The following is a 17132-nucleotide window of genomic DNA, read 5'->3' on the forward strand; positions in this document are numbered from 1 at the left end:
GATCGTCCGGAATGCGCGCTAGCGTTCCCGCCATGGCGACCAACTGGACCCTTGGTGGGGACGCGGCCGAGCCGCAGCGGCTGGCGGAGTTCTGGGCGGCGGCACTCGGCTACATCTTCGAGCCCGGGTACGACGACCCGGACGGAGCCTCGATCGTGGACCCCGACGACGTCGGGCCGGCGATCGGGTTCCTCCGGGTGCCCGAGCCCAAGACCTCGAAGAACCGGCTGCACATCGACATCCGCGTGGCGGGCCCGACCCGTGACGACGTGACCGCCGACCGGATGCGGAGGAAGGCGGTCGAGTTGGTGGGGCTCGGTGCTGTGCAGGTGCGCGAGGAGTTCTACGGTCCCGACGTCCTCGGCCACATTGTGATGCTCGATCCCGAGGGCAACGAGTTCTGCGTCGGCTGACTACGATGCCTTGGTGCGCGCTGTCGTCATCGAGGAGTACGGCGTTCTGCCCGTCGTACACGAGGTTCCGCGGCCTGAGCCGGCGGAGGGTGCGGTCGTCCTGAAGGTCGAGGCGACCGGGCTGTGCCGGAGTGACTGGCACGGGTGGATGGGCCACGACGCGGACATCGTGCTGCCCCACGTGCCTGGTCATGAGCTCGCCGGGACGATCGCCGCCGTCGGTGCGGGAGTCACGGGGTGGCAGGTTGGCGACCGGGTGACGACGCCGTTCATCTGCGCGTGCGGGTCCTGTGAGCAGTGCCGTGAGGGCAACCAGCAGGTCTGCGTTCGGCAGGAACAGCCAGGCTTCACCTATTGGGGCTCCTTCGCCGAGTACGTCGCCGTGCCATATGCACAGGTCAACCTGGTCCGCCTGCCCGATGAGCTGGATTTCGCCACCGCGGCGGGGCTGGGCTGCCGCTTCGCCACGTCGTTCCGCGCCATCCGCCAGGTCGGCCGGCTCACCGCCGGCGAAACCGTCGCGATCTTCGGCTGCGGCGGCGTCGGCCTCTCCGCCGTGATGATCGCCGCGTCCCTGGGCGCCCGGGTGATTGCAGTCGACACCAACCCGTCGGCGTTGAAGCTGGCCCGCGAGTACGGCGCCACCGACCTGCTGGTGGCGTCACCGGACACCGTCCAGGAGATCCGCGACCTCACCGCCGGCGGCGCTCACGTGACGATGGACGCCCTAGGCTCCAACGACATCGTCCAACAATCCCTGCAGGCCCTCCGCCCCCGAGGCCGCCACCTCCAGGTCGGCCTCCTCCCCTCCGGCGTCCAGCTAGACGTCAGCCGCCTCATCGGCCAGGAACTCCAATGGCTAGGCAGCCACGGCATGCCCGCCCACGCCTACCCGGAGCTCCTGAACCTAGTTGCCCAGGGCAACCTCAAGCCGGCCGACCTGATCACCCACACCATCACGCTGGAACAAACCCCGGCGGCCCTCGCCGCCCTCTCGCACGGTACCCCCGCCGGCGTCACCGTCATCCACCCCCACCACCCCCTCTGATGGGCTCACCCATCTCCGGGCGGGTTGGCCAACCGAATTCCGCTGGGTGAACCCACCGCCGGATGGGTCTACCCATCAGATGGTGGTGGAGGCCCATCAGAGGGGACGGATGCGGTTAGAGGCGGATGAGGTAGACGGTGGGTGGGCGGCCGGTGCGGCCGTGTTGTTGGGTGCCGGTGGGGGCGGCCAGGCCGGCTCGTTCCAGGCGTTTCAGGACGCGTCGCGCCGTCCGGAGTTGGACGGCGAGGTGGTCGGCGACGTCTTGGGTGGTGAGGCCGTCGGGGAGGGTGGCGGTGAGTTCGCGCATGCGGGCCAGGGTTTGGGTGTTGAGGCCGACGCGGCGGGCCAGGAGCGGGAGGCTTTCGGTGCCGCGGGTGGTGGCGGGCTGGTCGCCGGTGGGTTCGATCACGATCTCGACGTCGTCGGACATCGACACGACGCCGGCGACCGCGCCGATCGACTCGGCCCGGCTGACTGCGCGACGGGCGAGCGCTTCCGCCTCCGCCGCCGTACGTCCGACGCCGAAACCGACGTACGCCGTACTGTGCCGCGCCGCGAGGTGGTCGAGTAAGGGCATCCGCGTGAACTGTTCGGTCGCCTGCTCGAGCAGGCCGCGGGTGGTGACGACCAGGTGCCGCCCGTCCGGCAGCGCCGCCAGGCTGCCGCCGAGCGTGATCAGGTCGCCGGCCAGGGCGTCGTCCGGCTCGGGCAGGGCGATCACGCCGAGCGCGACCTGCGCGTCCCCGACGTGTTGCCCGGTCGTGGTCAGGACCAGGGCCTGCAGGGTCGAGCGGATCGAGTATCGCGACGGGGCCAGCCGGACCGAGGGCATCTCGTTCTCGAGCAGGTGGAAAGCTGAGCCCAGGCAGCTGATTGCGACCTTCGTGTCGTGCTTGTCGCGCGCGATCCGGTGGAACGCGACGATGTCGTCGGAGGTGAGGCCAGGCCGGTACGGCAGCACGTGGATCTGGTCGGTCGGCAGCTTGGCCTCGATCAGCGTCTCCAGCACCTCACTGCGGCGCAATGTGTCGATCGAGAACTGGGTGACGTTGTGACCGAGCCGCAGCAGCTCGACCAGGGCCCGGAGCAGCGTGGCGCCGTCGTACGACACGTACATCGCCGGCCGGTCGATCACGCCGGCCTCGGTGGCGATCGTGTACGGCACGACGCCGGTGAACAGCAGGGCGTCGACCTGCTCGTGCGCCTGCTCGACCAGCTCGACGGCCTCGGTCTCGTGGCGGTAGGGAAGTGGGAGCAGGGTCGCGCCGCTCGGGGGGCCGACCGCGATCACGCGCTGCACCAGGTCCTCCGGGCCGACGACGCCGACCATGAGTGCCATCAGGCCACCGCGCCCGAGGCTGAGCTGATCTGCACGGCACTCCTTCGACTTCTGGTCTGGCCCTCAACTCGCAGAATAGCGCAGCCGACCCCGGGCACTTGACGTTCAAGCCGGTCTCTCCTAGTTTCGGTCAAGACCACAATTGCCGCCACCCGGAGGCGGTCGCGACGGCGTCGGTGTGGTGGAGCGTGGAGGGAGCGCGCCACCCCACTACCTAGCTATTGAGCTCCTCGAGGCAGCGGATCACCACGTCGCGCTCGCCGGCTGGCAGCGGAGGTCCGTAGGGGTCGTACGACGCCTCTTCGGGGATCAGCCCCTCCCAGACTGCCGCCCAGAGCATGCGCTGGACGTAGCCCTCGATGGGTGCGTAGAAGGTCGCGGCCGCGAACCGGTCCAGCCGGTCGGACGCGGTCAGGAAGCCAGCGTGGTCTCCTGACGTCCAAGCCGACAGCACGGTGGCCGACAGCGGGACCTGCGCTGCGGCGATCCCAACCAGTGCCGTATCCGCGCCCCACATGAACGAAGGCCCGTACATCCGGTCCTCACCGGTGATCAGCAGCTTGCCAGTCCCGCGTCCCGCCCAGATGGCGTCCTGACACCCGATAGCGCGATCCAGCGTGGCAGTCTTCACCCCGAGCATGGAGTCCAGGCTCAACAGATCGCGGATCAGCGCCGGCGGGTACGGATACCCACCAGCCTCGCCATGCAGGTAGAAGCCGACCAGTGGCAGCCCACTCTCCGCCGCCACCCGCTCGTGCAGCGCCACGGCCTGTGCATGCCCGTCCGGCAACAAACCCAGTGCAGCCAGCGGATAGACCATCACCGCGTCGGCCCCACCCGCAGCGGCCTGCAGCGCCATCGTCACTGTCGCGTCTGCCGCCTCCTGCAGGCTTTGCGCCGAAGAAGACCGCGGTACGCCGACTCCCGCGACAATCGGGACGTCAGTAGCCTCCCGCCACGTCTCCAGCACTTTCGACCGGTCAGCCGGAGACAGGTAGAGCCCACGCCCGGTATGGGCCCACACCGCGAGCCCACCGATGGACTCTGCCGTGAGAGCACCGGCGTACGCGGTCAGAGCGTCGTACGCGACGACGCCGTCGGAGTCCATCGGGGTGACGACCGCGGGGAGCAGTGTGCCGCGGAGTTGCTCGACGAGTGGGTGCATGTGGACCTCTCAGACGTCGTGGCCGAGGCCTGGGCGCTTCGGTACGTCGATCCAGCCGTCGCAGTCGGCGAACACGCTCGGGGCCAGCGGGTCCTCGTCGACCATCAACGGCCCGACCAGATCGGCCGCGACGGTGGCGCCCGGTACGGCGGCGGCCAGGTGCACCGCGGCCAGTGTGGCCACGCCCAGCTCCGGCATGGAGCCTACCTTCACCGCGAGCCCGGCCGCCTCGGCAACGTTCGCGATCTGCAGGGCGCGATGCAGTCCGCCGACCTTGAGGATCTTGATGTTCAGTACGTCGGCCGCGCCGCGCCGCGCGATCTCCAGAGCGTCATGCAGCGAGTGCATGCTCTCGTCGACCATGACGCGTACGTCGAGACGCTCACGCAGCCGCACGAGCCCGGCAAGGTCCCAGCGTGGCAGCGGCTGCTCCAGCAGTGTCAGGCCGGCGTCGGTCATCTTGGCGAGATACGGCAGCGCAGTGGTCGCGTCGTACCCCTCGTTGGCGTCCAAACAGAGCTCTGCGTCGGCGGGGATGACCGCACGGACCGCACGGATCAGTTCGAGGTCCTTGGCCGGCTCATGGCCGCCCTTGACCTTCAGATGCCGGAAGCCCTTAGCCGCGTACTGCGCTGCCTCGGCGGCCATCTCGTCGAGCGTGCCGAGCCCGACCACCCAGGTCGTCTGCACGCGCTCTCTGATGCTGCCACCGAGCAGCGCGTGCACCGGCCAGCCACTCAGGCGCCCGGCCAAGTCGTAGAGCGCGATGTCGAGGCCGGCCTTGGCCACCTGCTGGCCACGCAGGACGGTGTCCATCACCACATGCGCACCGGCCCGGTCGAGCGGATCACGACCGATCAGGGCGGGCGCGAGGTACTCCTCGATGGCGGCGGTGACCCCGGCCAGCGTCTCGCCGGTGTACGCCGTCATCGGTGAGGTCTCGCCGATCCCGATCGCGCCGTCGGCGGTGTGGATCGCGACGACCAGGCTGACCAGTTCGGTGCTGATCCCACTGCTGATCTGGAACGGCCGGCGGTACCGCGCGCTGACCACCCGGGTCTCGATCGCGCTGATCCGCCCGGCCGCTGACCCTGCGGCTGATTCTGGGCCGGTCGGCAACCCGACCGGATGCGATGCAACACTCAATTCCGGCTCCTAGGGTCGCAATCTGATCCGAAAGCATTTACGGTCAAGACCGTAAATACCGGGAGCGCTCTCTGTCAACGGAAGGCGGCACCGCCGATGCGGCTGGGTCTCTATCTGAACCTCTACGGCACCCCCGACGAGCGGCCGTCGCTCGAGGACGCGGTCGAGCAGGCGCGGCTGGCCGAGCAGGCCGGCTTCGAGTGGATCGTGCTCGGCGAGCGGCACCTGCACCGGCCCGGGTACCACGAGATCCTCACGTCGCTGACCTGGCTCGCCGCCCGGACCGAGCGGATCGGCATCGCCACCGCCGGCATCGTCGCGCCGCTGTACGACCCCGTCGTTCTGGCCGAGATGCTTGCGCACATCGACGTGCTGTCGGGCGGCCGGCTGACCGCGGGCTTCGTGCTCGGCTACCGGCCGGAGGAGTTCGCCCTGTACGGCGTGACGCAGGCCGAGCGGGTCGCGCGGTTCGAGGAGTGCCTGACGATCCTGACGCGGTTGTGGACTGAGGACGAGGTTACGTACGACGGCAAGTTCACCAGCATCCGGGAAGCGTTCCTGTCGCCGCGACCGCTGCAGAGCCCGCGCCCGAAGCTGTGGAACGGCGGCCGGGTGTCCGCGATGCTCGAGCGCACCGCTCGGATGTGCGACGGCTGGACCACGTCGTTCAACGAACTCGACTCCGACCTCCCGGCCAAGATCGCCGAGTACCACTCCCACCCGCGCGGCGAGGGCACGCTCGGCGCCGAGGTGATCCTCTGCCGGGAGGGCTTCTGCGCGCCGACGTCGCAGGACGCGCGGCAGGCGCTCGAGGAGCCGCTGCGCGACCTGTACGACGCCTACACCGGCTGGAAACGTACGTCGGCGGACGCGAGCCGCTACACCCAGGGCTGGGACGACATCACCGCCCGCAGCGTGATCGGCTCGCCCGCCGAGTGTGCTGAGCGGCTGGCGCACTACGAGGAGATGGGCGCCGACGGCATCATCCTCCGCATCCAACCACCCGGCATGCCCCAATCAGACGCCCTCAAAGCAATCGAATCCTTCGGCGAACTGTTGTAGTCGCCCCCCGCGGGCGGCCGCCGGCTCGTGGGGCTTGGGACATCCACTCGGGGGTGAGGACAGGAAATAGCTTGTTCAAGCCCACCGGGCCCTGTCCGAAGCCCCGGGAGATGGGTGCTGGTCGGCGCCGCCGCCCGGGAGATGCCGTTGTGCGCAGTCAATGTGACCGCAGTCGTCTCGGGGACGCGCGGGGCGGCCTGATCGTCGTAGCCTGAGGGATCGGAGAGGGTGGTTCCACTCGGAGGAGGTCGCGATGTCGGAGCCGGAGGACAACCTCGGAACGCACCGGCGGCCGGGGGAGGTCGAGGTTCCCGAGTGGCCGAGTCGTTGGGTCGGGTGGATCCTGTTCGCCGGCGTGATGATGATCGTGCTGGGGATGATCCACGCGTTTCAGGGGTTCATCGCGCTGTTCGACGACACGTACTTCCTGGTGCGGAAACGAAGTCTCGCGATCCACCTCGACTACACGGTCTGGGGCTGGATCCATCTGGTCGTCGCGTTGCTCGTGCTCGGGTCCGGGATCGCGCTGCTCAACGGCCGCCTCTGGGGGCGGATCGTCGGGGTGGTGGTCGCGGTGCTGAGCATCCTGGTGAACATCGCCTTCCTCGCGGCGTACCCGATCTGGTCGACGATCACGATCGCCGTCGACGTCCTGGTCATCTGGGCCCTCACCGTCCACGGCGACGAGATGCGCGTCATGCTCGAGCGCAAGTCCGCAGGCGGCACACCACGGTGATCGCGGCCACGTCCGCCCTCCATGGAATAGCGACTTGAGCTGGAGTGCACTCCAGCACCTAGCGTCGGGGGAATGGACTACAGAAACCTCGGAGCCACCGGGCTCAAGGTCAGCGAACTGTGTCTGGGCGCGATGATGTTCGGCTCCCGGACGGACGAGAGCGACAGCCGGAAGATCCTGCAGGTGTTCACCGATGCGGGCGGTACGTTCATCGACACCGCCAACGTGTACGGCGACGGCGCGTCGGAGGAGGTTCTTGGACGGTGGCTGAAGACGCAGCGGCGTGCGGACTACGTCATCGCGACCAAGGTCTGGGGGCCTGCCGGACCACGGCCGACTGATCGGGGCCTGTCCCGCAAGCACATTCTCGATGCCGTTGACGCGAGCCTGCGGCGACTGGGTACTGACTACATCGACCTCTACCAGCTCCATCTTTGGGACGACAGCACTCCGCTCACCGAGAGCTTGTCGACCCTCGACGGTCTCGTGCGGTCCGGCAAGGTCCGCTACATCGGGGTCAGCAACTTCCGCGGCTGGCAACTGCAGAAGGCCGTCGACCTGTGCACCCAGCATGGCTGGGAGCCGCTCGCCAGCCTCCAGCCGCTCTACACGTTGCTCGATCGCTCTCCTGAGTGGGAGCTGCTCCCGGTCTGCCGGAACGAGGGCCTCGGCGTCATCACCTGGTCCCCTCTGCGCTCGGGGTGGTTGTCAGGCGCGTTCCAGCGCGGCATGACCGCGCCGCCCGCGGACAGCAAGGTCTCCACTCCCGGGACGCACTCCTGGGACCGGTATGGCAACGAGCACACCTGGCACGTGATCGACGAACTGACCGCGGTCGCGGCGGAGGCCGGCCGTACCCTCCCGCAGGTCGCGGTCCGCTGGCTGATGCAGCGCCCGGGCGTCACCGCACCGATCATCGGTCCGCGTACGTCGGCGTACCTCGACGATCTCGTTGGCGCCGCGGAGTTCTCGCTGACCACCGAGCAGATGGAACGCCTCGATGTCGCGAGCCTGCCCGAATCTGTTCCGTACCCCTACTTCTTCGACTGAGACTCGTCGGCGCGCATGCGTGGGCGGCCTCAGGCCTTGAGGCCGCTCATGGCAATGCTGTCGGTGAGGTAGCGCTGTAGCAGGCCGAACACCAGCAGGCTTGGTACGACGGTGATGGTGGCGCCGGCCATGATCTGGTTGATCGGGACTGCCTGGGTCTGCAGTGTGGCCAGGCCGACGGTGAGGGTCTGCATCGTGCCGGACTGGCCGATCACCAGCGGCCAGAGGAAGTCGTTCCAGTGCCACAGGAACACGAAGATCCCGAGGGTCGCGAGCACCGGGCGGATGAGCGGCAGCACGATCATCGTGAAGATCCGCCACTCCGCGGCGCCGTCGATCTCGGCGGCTTCGAACAGCTCGTCCGGCAACTGGCTGATGAACTGCCGCATCAGGAACACGGCCTGCGAGTTCGCCAGCGTGGGCACGATCAGGCCCCAGTAGCTGTCCACCCAGTCGAGCCGCGAGACCAGGATGTACGACGGGATCAGCGTCGCCTGGAACGGGACCATCAGCGTGGCCAGGAAGGCCCAGAACAGGATCTCCCGGCCGGGGAACTTCTTCTTCGCGAACGCGTAGCCGGCCATCGAGGCGAACAGCAGCACGCAGACGACGGAGACCAGCGAGTACAGCAGCGAGTTGACCGTCCAGCGGGGGATGTCGGAGCTGGACAAGACCTTGGAGAAGTTCTCGAAGGTCCAGTGGGCCGGGTTGAGCGCGTCCGGGAAGGTCTGGCCGCTCGGGGGCGCGAACGCGACCAGGACCATCGCCGCGAACGGCACGATCGTGACGATCGCGGTCAGCGCCAGCAAGGTCGGCAGCGTCAGGCGGGCGACCTGACGCCGCGCGGCGGTCGGAGCCTCGGTCAGCTCGCGCACCGGCGGTCGTTCGAGCACGTTCACCATCAGTCGTCCCTCCCGACGAGCCGGCGCTGCACGAGCGAGACGATCAGCACGATCAGGAACAGGACCAGGCCGATCGCGCTGGCGTAGCCGAAGTCGAAGTACTTGAATCCGCTGTCGTACAGGAAGTAGACGAGCGAATAGCTGGAGCGGACCGGGCCGCCGCCGGTCATCACGTACATCGCGTCGAAGACCTGGAACGCGCCGATGGTCTCGATCACCAGCACGAAGAACAACACCGGACGCAGCTGCGGCAGCGTGATGTAGCGGAACCGCTGCCAGGTGCCGGCGCCGTCGATCATCGCGGCCTCCAGGTACGACTTCGGCACCGCCTGCAGCCCGGCGAGCAGGATCAGCATCGAGTAGCCGAAGCCCTTCCAGGCAGACGTCACCGCGATCGACGGCAGCACCGTGCCCGATTGACCGAGGAAATCGACCGGCCCGACGCTGACCAGCCCGAGGACGGCGTTCAGCAGGCCGTCCTGGGCGTCGTAGATCCACTTCCAGATCACCGCGGCGAGCACGATGCTGGTCACGTACGGAAGGAAGAAGACGCCCCGGAAGAAGCCGCGCTTCCAGACCACCTGGTGCAGCAGTACGGCGGTCCCGAGCGACAGCAGCACGGTCAGCGGGACGAAGATCACCGTGTAGGTGATCGTCACCACCAGCGCCTCGTGGAACACGTGGTCCGAGAACAGCCGCGTGTAGTTGTCAAAGGCAATGAAATCCCACTTGCCGCTGATCCGGTAGTCGGTGAGCGACAGCAGCAGGGCGCCGATCGTCGGCAGGAACCGGAACAGCAGGAACAGCAGGAGCATCGGGGCGACGAACAGCAACCCGATCCACGGCCTGCGCCGGGGTCCACCGCGTGAGCGGGACGTCCGTGCCGACCGGCCGGCCGCGGGTCCCGCCCGACCCGCGGCCGACGCTGTCGGCAGAGTGTTCGTCAACGTTGCCTCGAGAGCAGGTCGTTGGCCTGCTTGGCGGCGTCGTCCAGCGCCTGCTGCGGCTGCTTCTTGCCGGTCAGCACGGCCTGGATCTCGGTGCTCAACATCGACATCACCTGGCGCGCCGACGGGTTCGCCTCACCCGGTACGGCGTACTGCAACGCGTCCTTGAACTTCGCGGCGTTCGGGTCCGTCGACTCGTACTTCCCGTCCTTGCGCGGCGAGTAGTAGCCGGACGCCTTGCTGAGCGCGTCAAGCTGGGCCGGCTGAATCATGAACGACAGGAACTTCTTCGCGGCGTCGGGGTTGCCGGTCGCGGCGTTCATCACGAGACCACCCGGGATCCCGTACCCGACCTGCAACTTGTCGGTCAGCGGCGCGCCGATCTCGACGTTGGCCGCACCCCACGTCTTGCCGACCGTGGCGGCGTCCGCCGGGACGCTGGTATACGCCATCGCGACCTGCCCCTTGCCGAGCGCCGAGTCGGCGATCGTGTTCACGCTGCTCAGCGCGGTCTTCGAGATCGCGCCCTCGTCCCACAGGCCCTTCAGGAAGGTCAGGGCCTCCAGCCCCGGGGCCTGGTTGAACGCCACGCTCTTGCCGTCGTCGGCGAACACCTTGCCGCCGGCCTGCCACAGCAGCGGGTAGAAGCTGAGGTTCAGCGTCGCCTCCGGCGAGGCCGAGTAGTCCAGCGTGGAGAACCCGGCGGCCTTGATCTTGGGAGCCGCCGCCTTGATCTCGTCCCAGGTCTCCGGCGGCGTGCTGATCCCGGCCTTGGTCAGGATCGCCTTGTTGTACATCGTGGTCGTGACGGTGTGGTAGATCGGTGCGCCGTACGCCTTGCCGTCGACGGTCAGACCTGGGACCGCGGCCGGCAGGAAGGTGTCCTTCTCCGGCTCGACCACGTCGTCGATCGGCTCCAGCGAGCCACTGTTCACGTACTGCGGAATCTGGTCCGGGATCATCAACAGCACGTCCGGACCCTTCTTGCCCGAGAATGCGGCGGTGAGCTTCTCCTCGCGGTTCGCCCACGGCTGCATCTCGATCTTCAGGTCGATCCCGGAGTTGGCCGCCTCGAAGTCGGTCTCGACCTTCTTCCAGTAGGCGTCGCTCGTCGCCTGATCGGCGATCACCGGGTACATCCAGAGCGTGACGCTCTTCTTCTCCGACGAGGAGCCCGAGTCGTCGTTGCCGCAGGAACTGAGCGCGGCGGCGAGTACGAGCGCCATGAGTGGTGCCGCGATGCGGCGAACGGTCGAAATCATCACACCCCCAGGGTGTCCGGAAGTCAGGGCCGGAAAGTGTTGCACCGAATAACGGTCAGGACCGAAAGTAGCCGGGTCGAATTTGGGCTGTCAACGGCTGATATCAACTCGGAACAGCTCGGAGCCGCTGGTGAGCAGCAGTTGGTGATCGCCGCGGACCCCGAGCCGCCGGTGCGCGTGCTCGAGGAACAGCGTCGGGGTCTGCTTCTTCCCCGGTGCGATCCGGTAGATCTTGTTCAGGTCGATGCTCACGTACACCGCGTCCGGGGTCGCGACGATGTCGCCGCTGGAGTTGGTGGTCCCGAGCGCGAAGGATGTGAGCATCTTGCCGGAGTGTGGATCGACGGCGAAGACGGTCTTGCCGGCCACGCCCCAGAGCAGCCCGTCCGGGCCGAACGTCACGGAGGATACCGTGGCCGCGCCGGGCACGGGGACGGTTTCCCACAGCTTCTTGGACTTGGCCACGTCCCAGGCGAACACGGTGCCCGCGTCCCGGGTCGGCGGCGTGGTGGAGAGTCCGCCGACGATCGACGTACCGCCGTAGACGATGCCCTGGCGGGCGGTCAGGCCGAAGACGCACTCGTCCTGCACCACGTTGCGGTACTTCTGCGCCGTGTTGGTCTTCGGGTCGTAGATGACCAGTGCGCCGCCGAGCCGGTCGCCGTCGGGGACGGTGCCGACCGCGATCTTTCCGTTCACCTCGGCCAGGGCGCGGGCCCGGGTCTGCAGGAGGTCTGGCTTGAGGTTGAGCAGCTGCGTGGGGTTGTCCGGCGTACCGGGCGGTCCGGGGGAGTACTCCGGGCTGCTCCAGGGCTGGGTCTGGTCGTAGGCGTAGAGCCGGGCCTCGGGGTAGGCGCCGATCCACAGCTTGCCGTCGGAGCCCTCCATCAGCGCCTCGACCTGCGAGAACCGGTTGAAGGTGGCCGCACCGGTGGACGGGTCGACCACAGACACGCCGCCGTTGAGGAAGCCGCCGGCGTAGATCTTGTCCTTGCCTCCGGCCACGGACAGGATCTCGATCGGCTCCCGCCGTACCTGGGTCTGGAAGATCTCGGACTTGCCGGTCTGCGGGTTGTAGCGGAACTCCTCGCCGCGCCAGAGCGTGCCGACCACGCTCGTGCCCGGGTAGTCGGGCAGGCCGAGGTCGGCGTACCCGATCGAGCGGGTGTTCTGGATCCGGCCGGTGAAGGTCAGGCCGGTGCCGGTCAGGGTCTTGGTGGCCGGGTCGTACTTCTTCAGTTCGCTGTTCTGGATCAGGTACAACGAGCCGTCCGCGCCGATCGGCGAGATGTCCAGGCCGTGCGCGTTCGGGATCTCGTCGACCCAGGTCCGGCTCGCGATGTCCCAGACGTACAGCGGGCCGGGGAACGCGGTGCTGATCCGGGCGTAGACCCGGCCGCCGCGGGCGTTCAGGTCGTAGACGACCTTGTCGGCCGGGTCACCGAGCCCGGGTGGCGAGGGCAGCTCGGTGATCGCGCCTGTCGTGGCGTCGACCTCCATGATGTGCGCATCCGGCAGCGAACCGGTGTAGATCTTGCCGTCCGCGTAGTCGATGCTCTTGACGTACGTCTGGCCGGGTTTCACCGTGCCGTAGTCGCGGACGGCGCCGGTCTTGTCGTCGTACCGGAACACCTTGCCGTTCGGGAACGTGCCGCCGTACACGTTGCCCTGGTCATCGGTCGTGATGCGCCAGATGAATGTCTCACTCGCGATCGGCCGGCCGAGGTCCTCGACCGTGCCACCGGGGCGCAGGCGGTAGAGGTGGCCGTTGTTGTAGGTGCCGGCGTAGATCGTGCCGTCCGGGGTCGCTGCGACCGCGTAGCTGCCGTCGGCGCCGGGCAGGGCGGCGGACAGCAGGCTGGCGCCGGTGGCCGGGTCGATGGCGTTCAGGTACGCCGGGCTGCCGGTCGACACGTTCCAGATCGCGGTCTTGCCGTTCGGGCCGGGCGCGACGGTGCCACCGATCAGGAGTACGTCGGACAGCGGGGTGCCGAGTGAGACGAGCGTGCCCACCGGTGGATTGTGCCCAGCCTGGGCAGGAGTAGTCGGAGTGGTGACGAGAACGGCGGCGAGCGCCACCGCGACGAGGGAGCGGACTGGTCGCATGCGAGTGCCTCCGGGGTGCCGTATTTACGGTCCTGTCCGAAAGTGAATCCCTCCCGGCGCGACGAAGTCAACCGCTCAGCCGGATTTGCCGGTACTGGCAGGACGAGCCCAGGTTACGGCGTCGGCCGTTACGTGGTGGGCAGCCGGGTGAGCAGGTTCTCGAGCATCTCCCGGGTGGCCGCGAAGTAGCTGTTCTCGCGGTGGAGGGCCCGGTGGAACGCGGCCAGCTCGGCTGCCGAGATCGTGTTGGAGAACGTACTGATCTCGGTCAGATCGAGCCGCCGGTTGAACAGGTGCACGGTGTCCCGCCACCGGTGCAGCAGGCCGACCAGCTCGGCGTCGCGATGCAGCCCGAGCGCACCCGAGACCAGCGCCAGGTCGACCGCGGACACGACCAGCCGTGGGTACACCTGCCGCGTGGTCGGCGTGTTCGGCGAGAACCGCTCGTCGCCGAGCAGCCGGGTGTTGTCCCGCAGCTCGTCCGCAACCGCGCGCAGCACCTCGGTACGGCGTTCCGCCTCGGCCGTCAGCCGCTCGACGAAGATGCCGGTCAGCCCGGCGACCAGGGTGAGCGAGTTGACCGCCGGCTCCCACCGCGAGTTGCCCGGCGAGATGAACCAGACCACGCCCAGCACGAACGCCAGGGCGAGCAGGCCGTAGCTGACCGCGGTGACGATCATCCGCCGGTTCGCCACCCACCGCGAGTCCACCGGCGGCAACACCAGCCGTAGCCGTCGGAGCCGGGCCAGGACCCGCCGCCGCTCTCTCGGCAGGCCGGGGTCGGGCGCGCCGGCTGAGGTCATGTCGACCAGATGTCGTCGGCGAGGGTGGTGGCGGTGGTGACCTCGGCGGTGCCGGGGGCGAGCAGGAGCAGGTCGAGGCCGAACGGGCTCGGGCGGCGGGTGTGGCGGAAGCCGGAGTGGGCGTGCTCGATCGGCGTCAGGTCGCAGGCGGCGGTGAGCTTCTTCAGCCGTTCGGTGGAGAACTTGCGGGTGGTGTAGAGCAGGATCGTGTCCTCCGGCTCGAGCACCACCTCGGTGTGGTCGGGCAGGCCCATCACGATCGGTTCGCCGGTGTTGTTCTGCCAGACGATCTTCACCCGCAGGGCGTCGTCGGTCTCGACCTCACCGCGGAAGTCGATCCGGTCGTTGTCGATGGTCAGGTCGGTGTTGTAGCGCAGCGCGCTGGTGACGAACTCCGCGAAGGCCCGGGTCTGGTGGTACTCGTCGGCGGCCGCCTTCGCGGCGTCGGCGTCCAGGCTGCTGGTGGTGGCCACCTCGAGGAGCAGCCGGTCCTGCGGACGCAGCGCCCGGGTGAGCGTGCTGAGCAGCTCCTCGTCGCTCTCGAAGTTGGCCAGCGTGTTGCCGGTCAGTGTGAACAGGATCGGGTCGTCGCCGATCAGCCGGGACAGCAGCTGGGCGAGCTCGTCGATGTTGTCGGCGATGGAGAAGTCGAGCTGCACCGGCAGCACCTGGGACATCGGGAACCGGGCGCCGCGGACCGGCTCCAGGGTGCCCATCCGCAGCATCTCCGAGCTCATGTCGACCGGGATGTAGAACATCTCCCGGTTCTGCCGGCGCATGTCGCCGAGGATCGTGCGGTCCTTGACCCCGGTGCCGACGCCGAGGCTGACCAGGTGGAAGCCGCCGTTCTCGACGTGCGGCCGGACCTTGCGCCAGTGCCGCAGGAAGGACTCCGCGCCGGCCTTCATGACCAGGTAGAACGGGTCGTTGGTGGCGTTCGCCCAGGCGATCGTCGGGCCGATGCCCCAGTAGGAGAAGCCGGAGGTGATCTGCTTGCCGTCGCCGGTCTTCGAGAACGGTCCGCGCAGGTCGCCGGTCAGCGTGGCGAGCTTGTCGGTCTGGTCCTCGCCGACGAGCAGCAGCGACCAGGCGAAGTCGTCGTCGGCGAGCGCCTGCTCGAGCTTGCGGATCACGGGTACCGGCTCTGTCACATCTCAACCCCTCACACGGTGAGACGACAGGCTACCGGTTGGCGACTCCCGGTGCAGTCCGGAAACCCGGGTCCGGCGGCCGGTCAGACGGGGGTGACGGTGTCGGCCTCGCGGCCCTTCGGCCCGTCGACGATCTGGAAGTCGACCTGCTGGCCGTCCTCCAGGGTCTTGTAACCGTCGGAGACGATCTTGCTCCAGTGGACGAACACGTCGTCCTGGCCGTCGACGGCGAGGAAGCCGTAGCCCTTGTCGGCGTTGAACCACTTCACGGTGCCGCGCACCATCGAAACTCCTTGACCACGGGGCCCGCTTCACCCGGACCCCTCGGGTACTCGCCCCCCGGCAGACGCCGGCAGACAGTCCACAAGCCTAGCCGAGGGCCCTGGCCCGACCGGTCCGGAGGCTGCCGGCGACAAGATGCCGCTGGCAACTACGCGCCGGGCGCCGGCCTCAGCCGCGGTGCGAGGCGGCCAGGCCGATGACGCCGGCGGTGACCAGCAGGAGGGCGCCGGTGACGCCGAGGTCGTCGGTCTGCAGGACGCCGCTGTCGTTCAGCATCCAGATGGTCGCGGCGCCGGTCAGGACGGTGCCGGCAACGACCCCCGGCACATCCGGCTTCGCCTTGCGTCGAGGCTGCTTCATCCGCGCTCCACTGTGATGCTGCCCAGCTTCAGGTGCAGGTCGACGGTGAGAGTCGACGGACCGGCCTTCGCGTCCGCGCCCAGGTCGTTGACCGTCATTTGGGCATTATGCCCGTCCTGCTTCGCGTTGTTGAGTCCGATGACCTCGCCCATCTCGGTCGACATCGTGCCCTGGACGTCCACGTTCTGCGGGACCTTGACGATGACCTCGCCGACCCCGCCGTTCACGTCGACCCTGGCACCCGGTGCGAAAGTCGCCTTGGTCAGGTCGAGCGTCACCTGCCCGGCGTCGAAGTTGTAACTGTTGCTGGTCGCCGTGACCGTGTCCGTGCTCGTCGCGGTGAAGTTCACATCGGCGAAGTCTCGCGGCACGTTCGGGAACACGGTGCTCACCAAGGCACCGATCGCGAGCAGGATGCCCAGCGGCAGCAGGGCCAGCGTGCGGCCGACGAATCCACCGATCAGCATGCCCGCGCCGAGCGTGGCCACGCCGATGACCAGCATGGTCGCCGTCGGAGCACCAGCGAGCGCGGCGATCCCGATCGCGATCCCGGTCAGTACGACGATGATCGACTTGATCCCGCGGACACCCTTCGCCGGCGGCTCGGCGGTGCTCGCCTGCGTCGGCGGTGCGGTCGGCGGCTCGTCGACGTACAGGCCGAGGGGGTCGTCCTCGGTCCACACAGCCTGGACCGGTTCGACGGTGCGGTCCTGGGGTCTCTGCGTGGCCGAGGACGACGGGCCCGCCGGGGGAGCTGACGGGCCGGTCTGAGGAGGCATGTACGCCGATGCGGCCGGCTGCTGACCAGCCGGGGAGGCGCCGGTCGTCGGTGTGGTGTCCTGCGGGCGGCCGGTCCAGTTCGTCCCAGGAGCGGTCCAAGTGGTGCCCGGACCGTTCCCCTGGCCGCGCCGGCGCTCGCCCTTGCGATGCTTGGCGGCCAGCCAGATCACGGCGAGCACGATCAGCGGGCCGGGGACGAACCGGCCGACGTTGAACGACGACATCATCGCGATGGCGACGAACACACAGACGCCGATCACGATCGGCCACAGCCACGGGTGGTCGGGCCGGACCCGGTCGCCGAGCAGACCCTGCGCCGCCGAGCGCTCGCTGCCCTCGTCGGGCATCAGCACCCAGGCGGCGATGTAGAAGATGACCCCGGGACCGCTGATGATGAGGACCGCCATCACCACGCGGACCAGGACCGGGTCGATGTTCAGCGCGCGGCCGATACCGCCGCAGACGCCGGCCACCCACCGGTCCGACCGGCTCCGCTGCCAGCTCTGCATGTTCTGCAGGCGGCTGCGGTCGAACCCACCGGGTTCATTCTGGTTCTGCTCCATGTCATCGATAGTGGCGC

At 68.5% G+C, this 17132-nt stretch carries 17 protein-coding genes; 5 read left to right on the plus strand and 12 right to left on the minus strand.

The features are described 5' to 3' along the window. Positions 1-32 precede the first annotated feature (32 nt). Together OG555_RS19650 and OG555_RS19655 are read left to right on the plus strand one after the other, a co-directional pair. Complete coding sequence (locus tag OG555_RS19650; RefSeq protein ID WP_329484361.1) at positions 33-413, plus strand: VOC family protein; 381 nt, start codon at positions 33-35, stop codon at positions 411-413. Between the two features lie 13 nt (positions 414-426). After that, positions 427-1461 carry a zinc-dependent alcohol dehydrogenase family protein gene (locus tag OG555_RS19655; protein WP_329484362.1) on the plus strand — a complete coding sequence of 345 codons (1035 nt, stop codon included), beginning with the start codon at positions 427-429 and terminating at the stop codon, positions 1459-1461. Between the two features lie 115 nt (positions 1462-1576). Here the strand turns inward: OG555_RS19655 and OG555_RS19660 are convergent, their stop codons facing one another. From OG555_RS19660 to OG555_RS19670, 3 genes are all read right to left on the minus strand, one after another. Then, positions 1577-2800, minus strand: coding sequence for a hypothetical protein (locus OG555_RS19660; RefSeq protein ID WP_329484363.1), 1224 nt, complete (start codon positions 2798-2800; stop codon positions 1577-1579). Between the two features lie 214 nt (positions 2801-3014). Beyond that, positions 3015-3965 carry a dihydrodipicolinate synthase family protein gene (locus OG555_RS19665; RefSeq protein WP_329484364.1) on the minus strand — a complete coding sequence of 317 codons (951 nt, stop codon included), beginning with the start codon at positions 3963-3965 and terminating at the stop codon, positions 3015-3017. 9 nt (positions 3966-3974) lie between these two features. After that, the gene (locus tag OG555_RS19670) at positions 3975-5111 is read right to left on the minus strand and encodes a mandelate racemase/muconate lactonizing enzyme family protein (protein WP_329484365.1); all 1137 of its coding nucleotides are present in this window, start codon (positions 5109-5111) and stop codon (positions 3975-3977) included. 96 nt (positions 5112-5207) lie between these two features. Here OG555_RS19670 and OG555_RS19675 point away from each other — a divergent pair, with 96 nt between their 5' ends. The 3 genes from OG555_RS19675 to OG555_RS19685 all read left to right on the plus strand — a co-directional run bounded on the left by OG555_RS19675 (position 5208) and on the right by OG555_RS19685 (position 7959). After that, the gene (locus tag OG555_RS19675; protein ID WP_329484366.1) at positions 5208-6173 is read left to right on the plus strand and encodes an LLM class flavin-dependent oxidoreductase; all 966 of its coding nucleotides are present in this window, start codon (positions 5208-5210) and stop codon (positions 6171-6173) included. A 253-nt stretch (positions 6174-6426) separates the two neighbouring features. After that, complete coding sequence (locus OG555_RS19680; RefSeq protein ID WP_329484367.1) at positions 6427-6909, plus strand: DUF7144 family membrane protein; 483 nt, start codon at positions 6427-6429, stop codon at positions 6907-6909. A 72-nt stretch (positions 6910-6981) separates the two neighbouring features. After that, entirely contained in the window at positions 6982-7959 is a 978-nt protein-coding gene (locus OG555_RS19685) for an aldo/keto reductase (RefSeq protein ID WP_329484368.1), read from the plus strand. Positions 7960-7988: 29 nt separating this feature from the next. Here OG555_RS19685 and OG555_RS19690 read toward each other — a convergent pair whose 3' ends face one another. From OG555_RS19690 to OG555_RS19730, 9 genes are all read right to left on the minus strand, one after another. Next, positions 7989-8861, minus strand: a complete 873-nt coding sequence (locus OG555_RS19690) for a carbohydrate ABC transporter permease (protein WP_329484369.1) — start codon at positions 8859-8861, stop codon at positions 7989-7991. Beyond that, positions 8861-9694, minus strand: coding sequence for a carbohydrate ABC transporter permease (locus OG555_RS19695; RefSeq protein ID WP_329484370.1), 834 nt, complete (start codon positions 9692-9694; stop codon positions 8861-8863). Before OG555_RS19695 ends, OG555_RS19690 begins: the two co-directional genes overlap by 1 nt. A 110-nt stretch (positions 9695-9804) precedes the next feature. Next, the gene (locus OG555_RS19700; RefSeq protein WP_329484849.1) at positions 9805-11070 is read right to left on the minus strand and encodes an extracellular solute-binding protein; all 1266 of its coding nucleotides are present in this window, start codon (positions 11068-11070) and stop codon (positions 9805-9807) included. A 90-nt stretch (positions 11071-11160) separates the two neighbouring features. Then, positions 11161-13083: a hypothetical protein gene (locus tag OG555_RS19705; RefSeq protein WP_329484371.1), complete on the minus strand. Its 1923-nt coding sequence runs from the start codon at positions 13081-13083 to the stop codon at positions 11161-11163. 221 nt (positions 13084-13304) lie between these two features. After that, complete coding sequence (locus OG555_RS19710; protein ID WP_329484372.1) at positions 13305-13979, minus strand: hypothetical protein; 675 nt, start codon at positions 13977-13979, stop codon at positions 13305-13307. Further along, on the minus strand, positions 13976-15130 hold the full coding sequence (locus tag OG555_RS19715) for an L-histidine N(alpha)-methyltransferase (protein WP_329484373.1): 1155 nt from the start codon (positions 15128-15130) through the stop codon (positions 13976-13978). The genes OG555_RS19710 and OG555_RS19715 overlap by 4 nt, the downstream gene beginning before the upstream one ends. 83 nt (positions 15131-15213) lie before the next feature. Then, positions 15214-15414 (minus strand): cold-shock protein, encoded by a 201-nt coding sequence (locus OG555_RS19720; RefSeq protein WP_131352941.1) that lies wholly within the window; start codon positions 15412-15414, stop codon positions 15214-15216. Between the two features lie 166 nt (positions 15415-15580). After that, on the minus strand, positions 15581-15772 hold the full coding sequence (locus tag OG555_RS19725; protein ID WP_329484374.1) for a hypothetical protein: 192 nt from the start codon (positions 15770-15772) through the stop codon (positions 15581-15583). Next, positions 15769-17115 (minus strand): PspC domain-containing protein, encoded by a 1347-nt coding sequence (locus OG555_RS19730; protein WP_329484375.1) that lies wholly within the window; start codon positions 17113-17115, stop codon positions 15769-15771. The genes OG555_RS19725 and OG555_RS19730 overlap by 4 nt, the downstream gene beginning before the upstream one ends. Positions 17116-17132: the final 17 nt, after the last annotated feature.

It is taken from the genome of Kribbella sp. NBC_01484 (assembly GCF_036227145.1).
Lineage (GTDB): Bacteria > Actinomycetota > Actinomycetes > Propionibacteriales > Kribbellaceae > Kribbella.

Coding starts and splice junctions, on each gene's coding strand:
- OG555_RS19660 (WP_329484363.1), bottom strand. CDS start 2,800: ATGGCACTCATGGTCGGCGTCGTCGGCCCGGAGGACCTGGTGCAGCGC.
- OG555_RS19675 (WP_329484366.1), top strand. CDS start 5,208: ATGCGGCTGGGTCTCTATCTGAACCTCTACGGCACCCCCGACGAGCGG.
- OG555_RS19650 (WP_329484361.1), top strand. CDS start 33: ATGGCGACCAACTGGACCCTTGGTGGGGACGCGGCCGAGCCGCAGCGG.
- OG555_RS19665 (WP_329484364.1), bottom strand. CDS start 3,965: ATGCACCCACTCGTCGAGCAACTCCGCGGCACACTGCTCCCCGCGGTC.
- OG555_RS19710 (WP_329484372.1), bottom strand. CDS start 13,979: ATGACCTCAGCCGGCGCGCCCGACCCCGGCCTGCCGAGAGAGCGGCGG.
- OG555_RS19725 (WP_329484374.1), bottom strand. CDS start 15,772: ATGAAGCAGCCTCGACGCAAGGCGAAGCCGGATGTGCCGGGGGTCGTT.
- OG555_RS19685 (WP_329484368.1), top strand. CDS start 6,982: ATGGACTACAGAAACCTCGGAGCCACCGGGCTCAAGGTCAGCGAACTG.
- OG555_RS19680 (WP_329484367.1), top strand. CDS start 6,427: ATGTCGGAGCCGGAGGACAACCTCGGAACGCACCGGCGGCCGGGGGAG.
- OG555_RS19700 (WP_329484849.1), bottom strand. CDS start 11,070: ATGATTTCGACCGTTCGCCGCATCGCGGCACCACTCATGGCGCTCGTA.
- OG555_RS19730 (WP_329484375.1), bottom strand. CDS start 17,115: ATGGAGCAGAACCAGAATGAACCCGGTGGGTTCGACCGCAGCCGCCTG.
- OG555_RS19720 (WP_131352941.1), bottom strand. CDS start 15,414: ATGGTGCGCGGCACCGTGAAGTGGTTCAACGCCGACAAGGGCTACGGC.
- OG555_RS19690 (WP_329484369.1), bottom strand. CDS start 8,861: ATGGTGAACGTGCTCGAACGACCGCCGGTGCGCGAGCTGACCGAGGCT.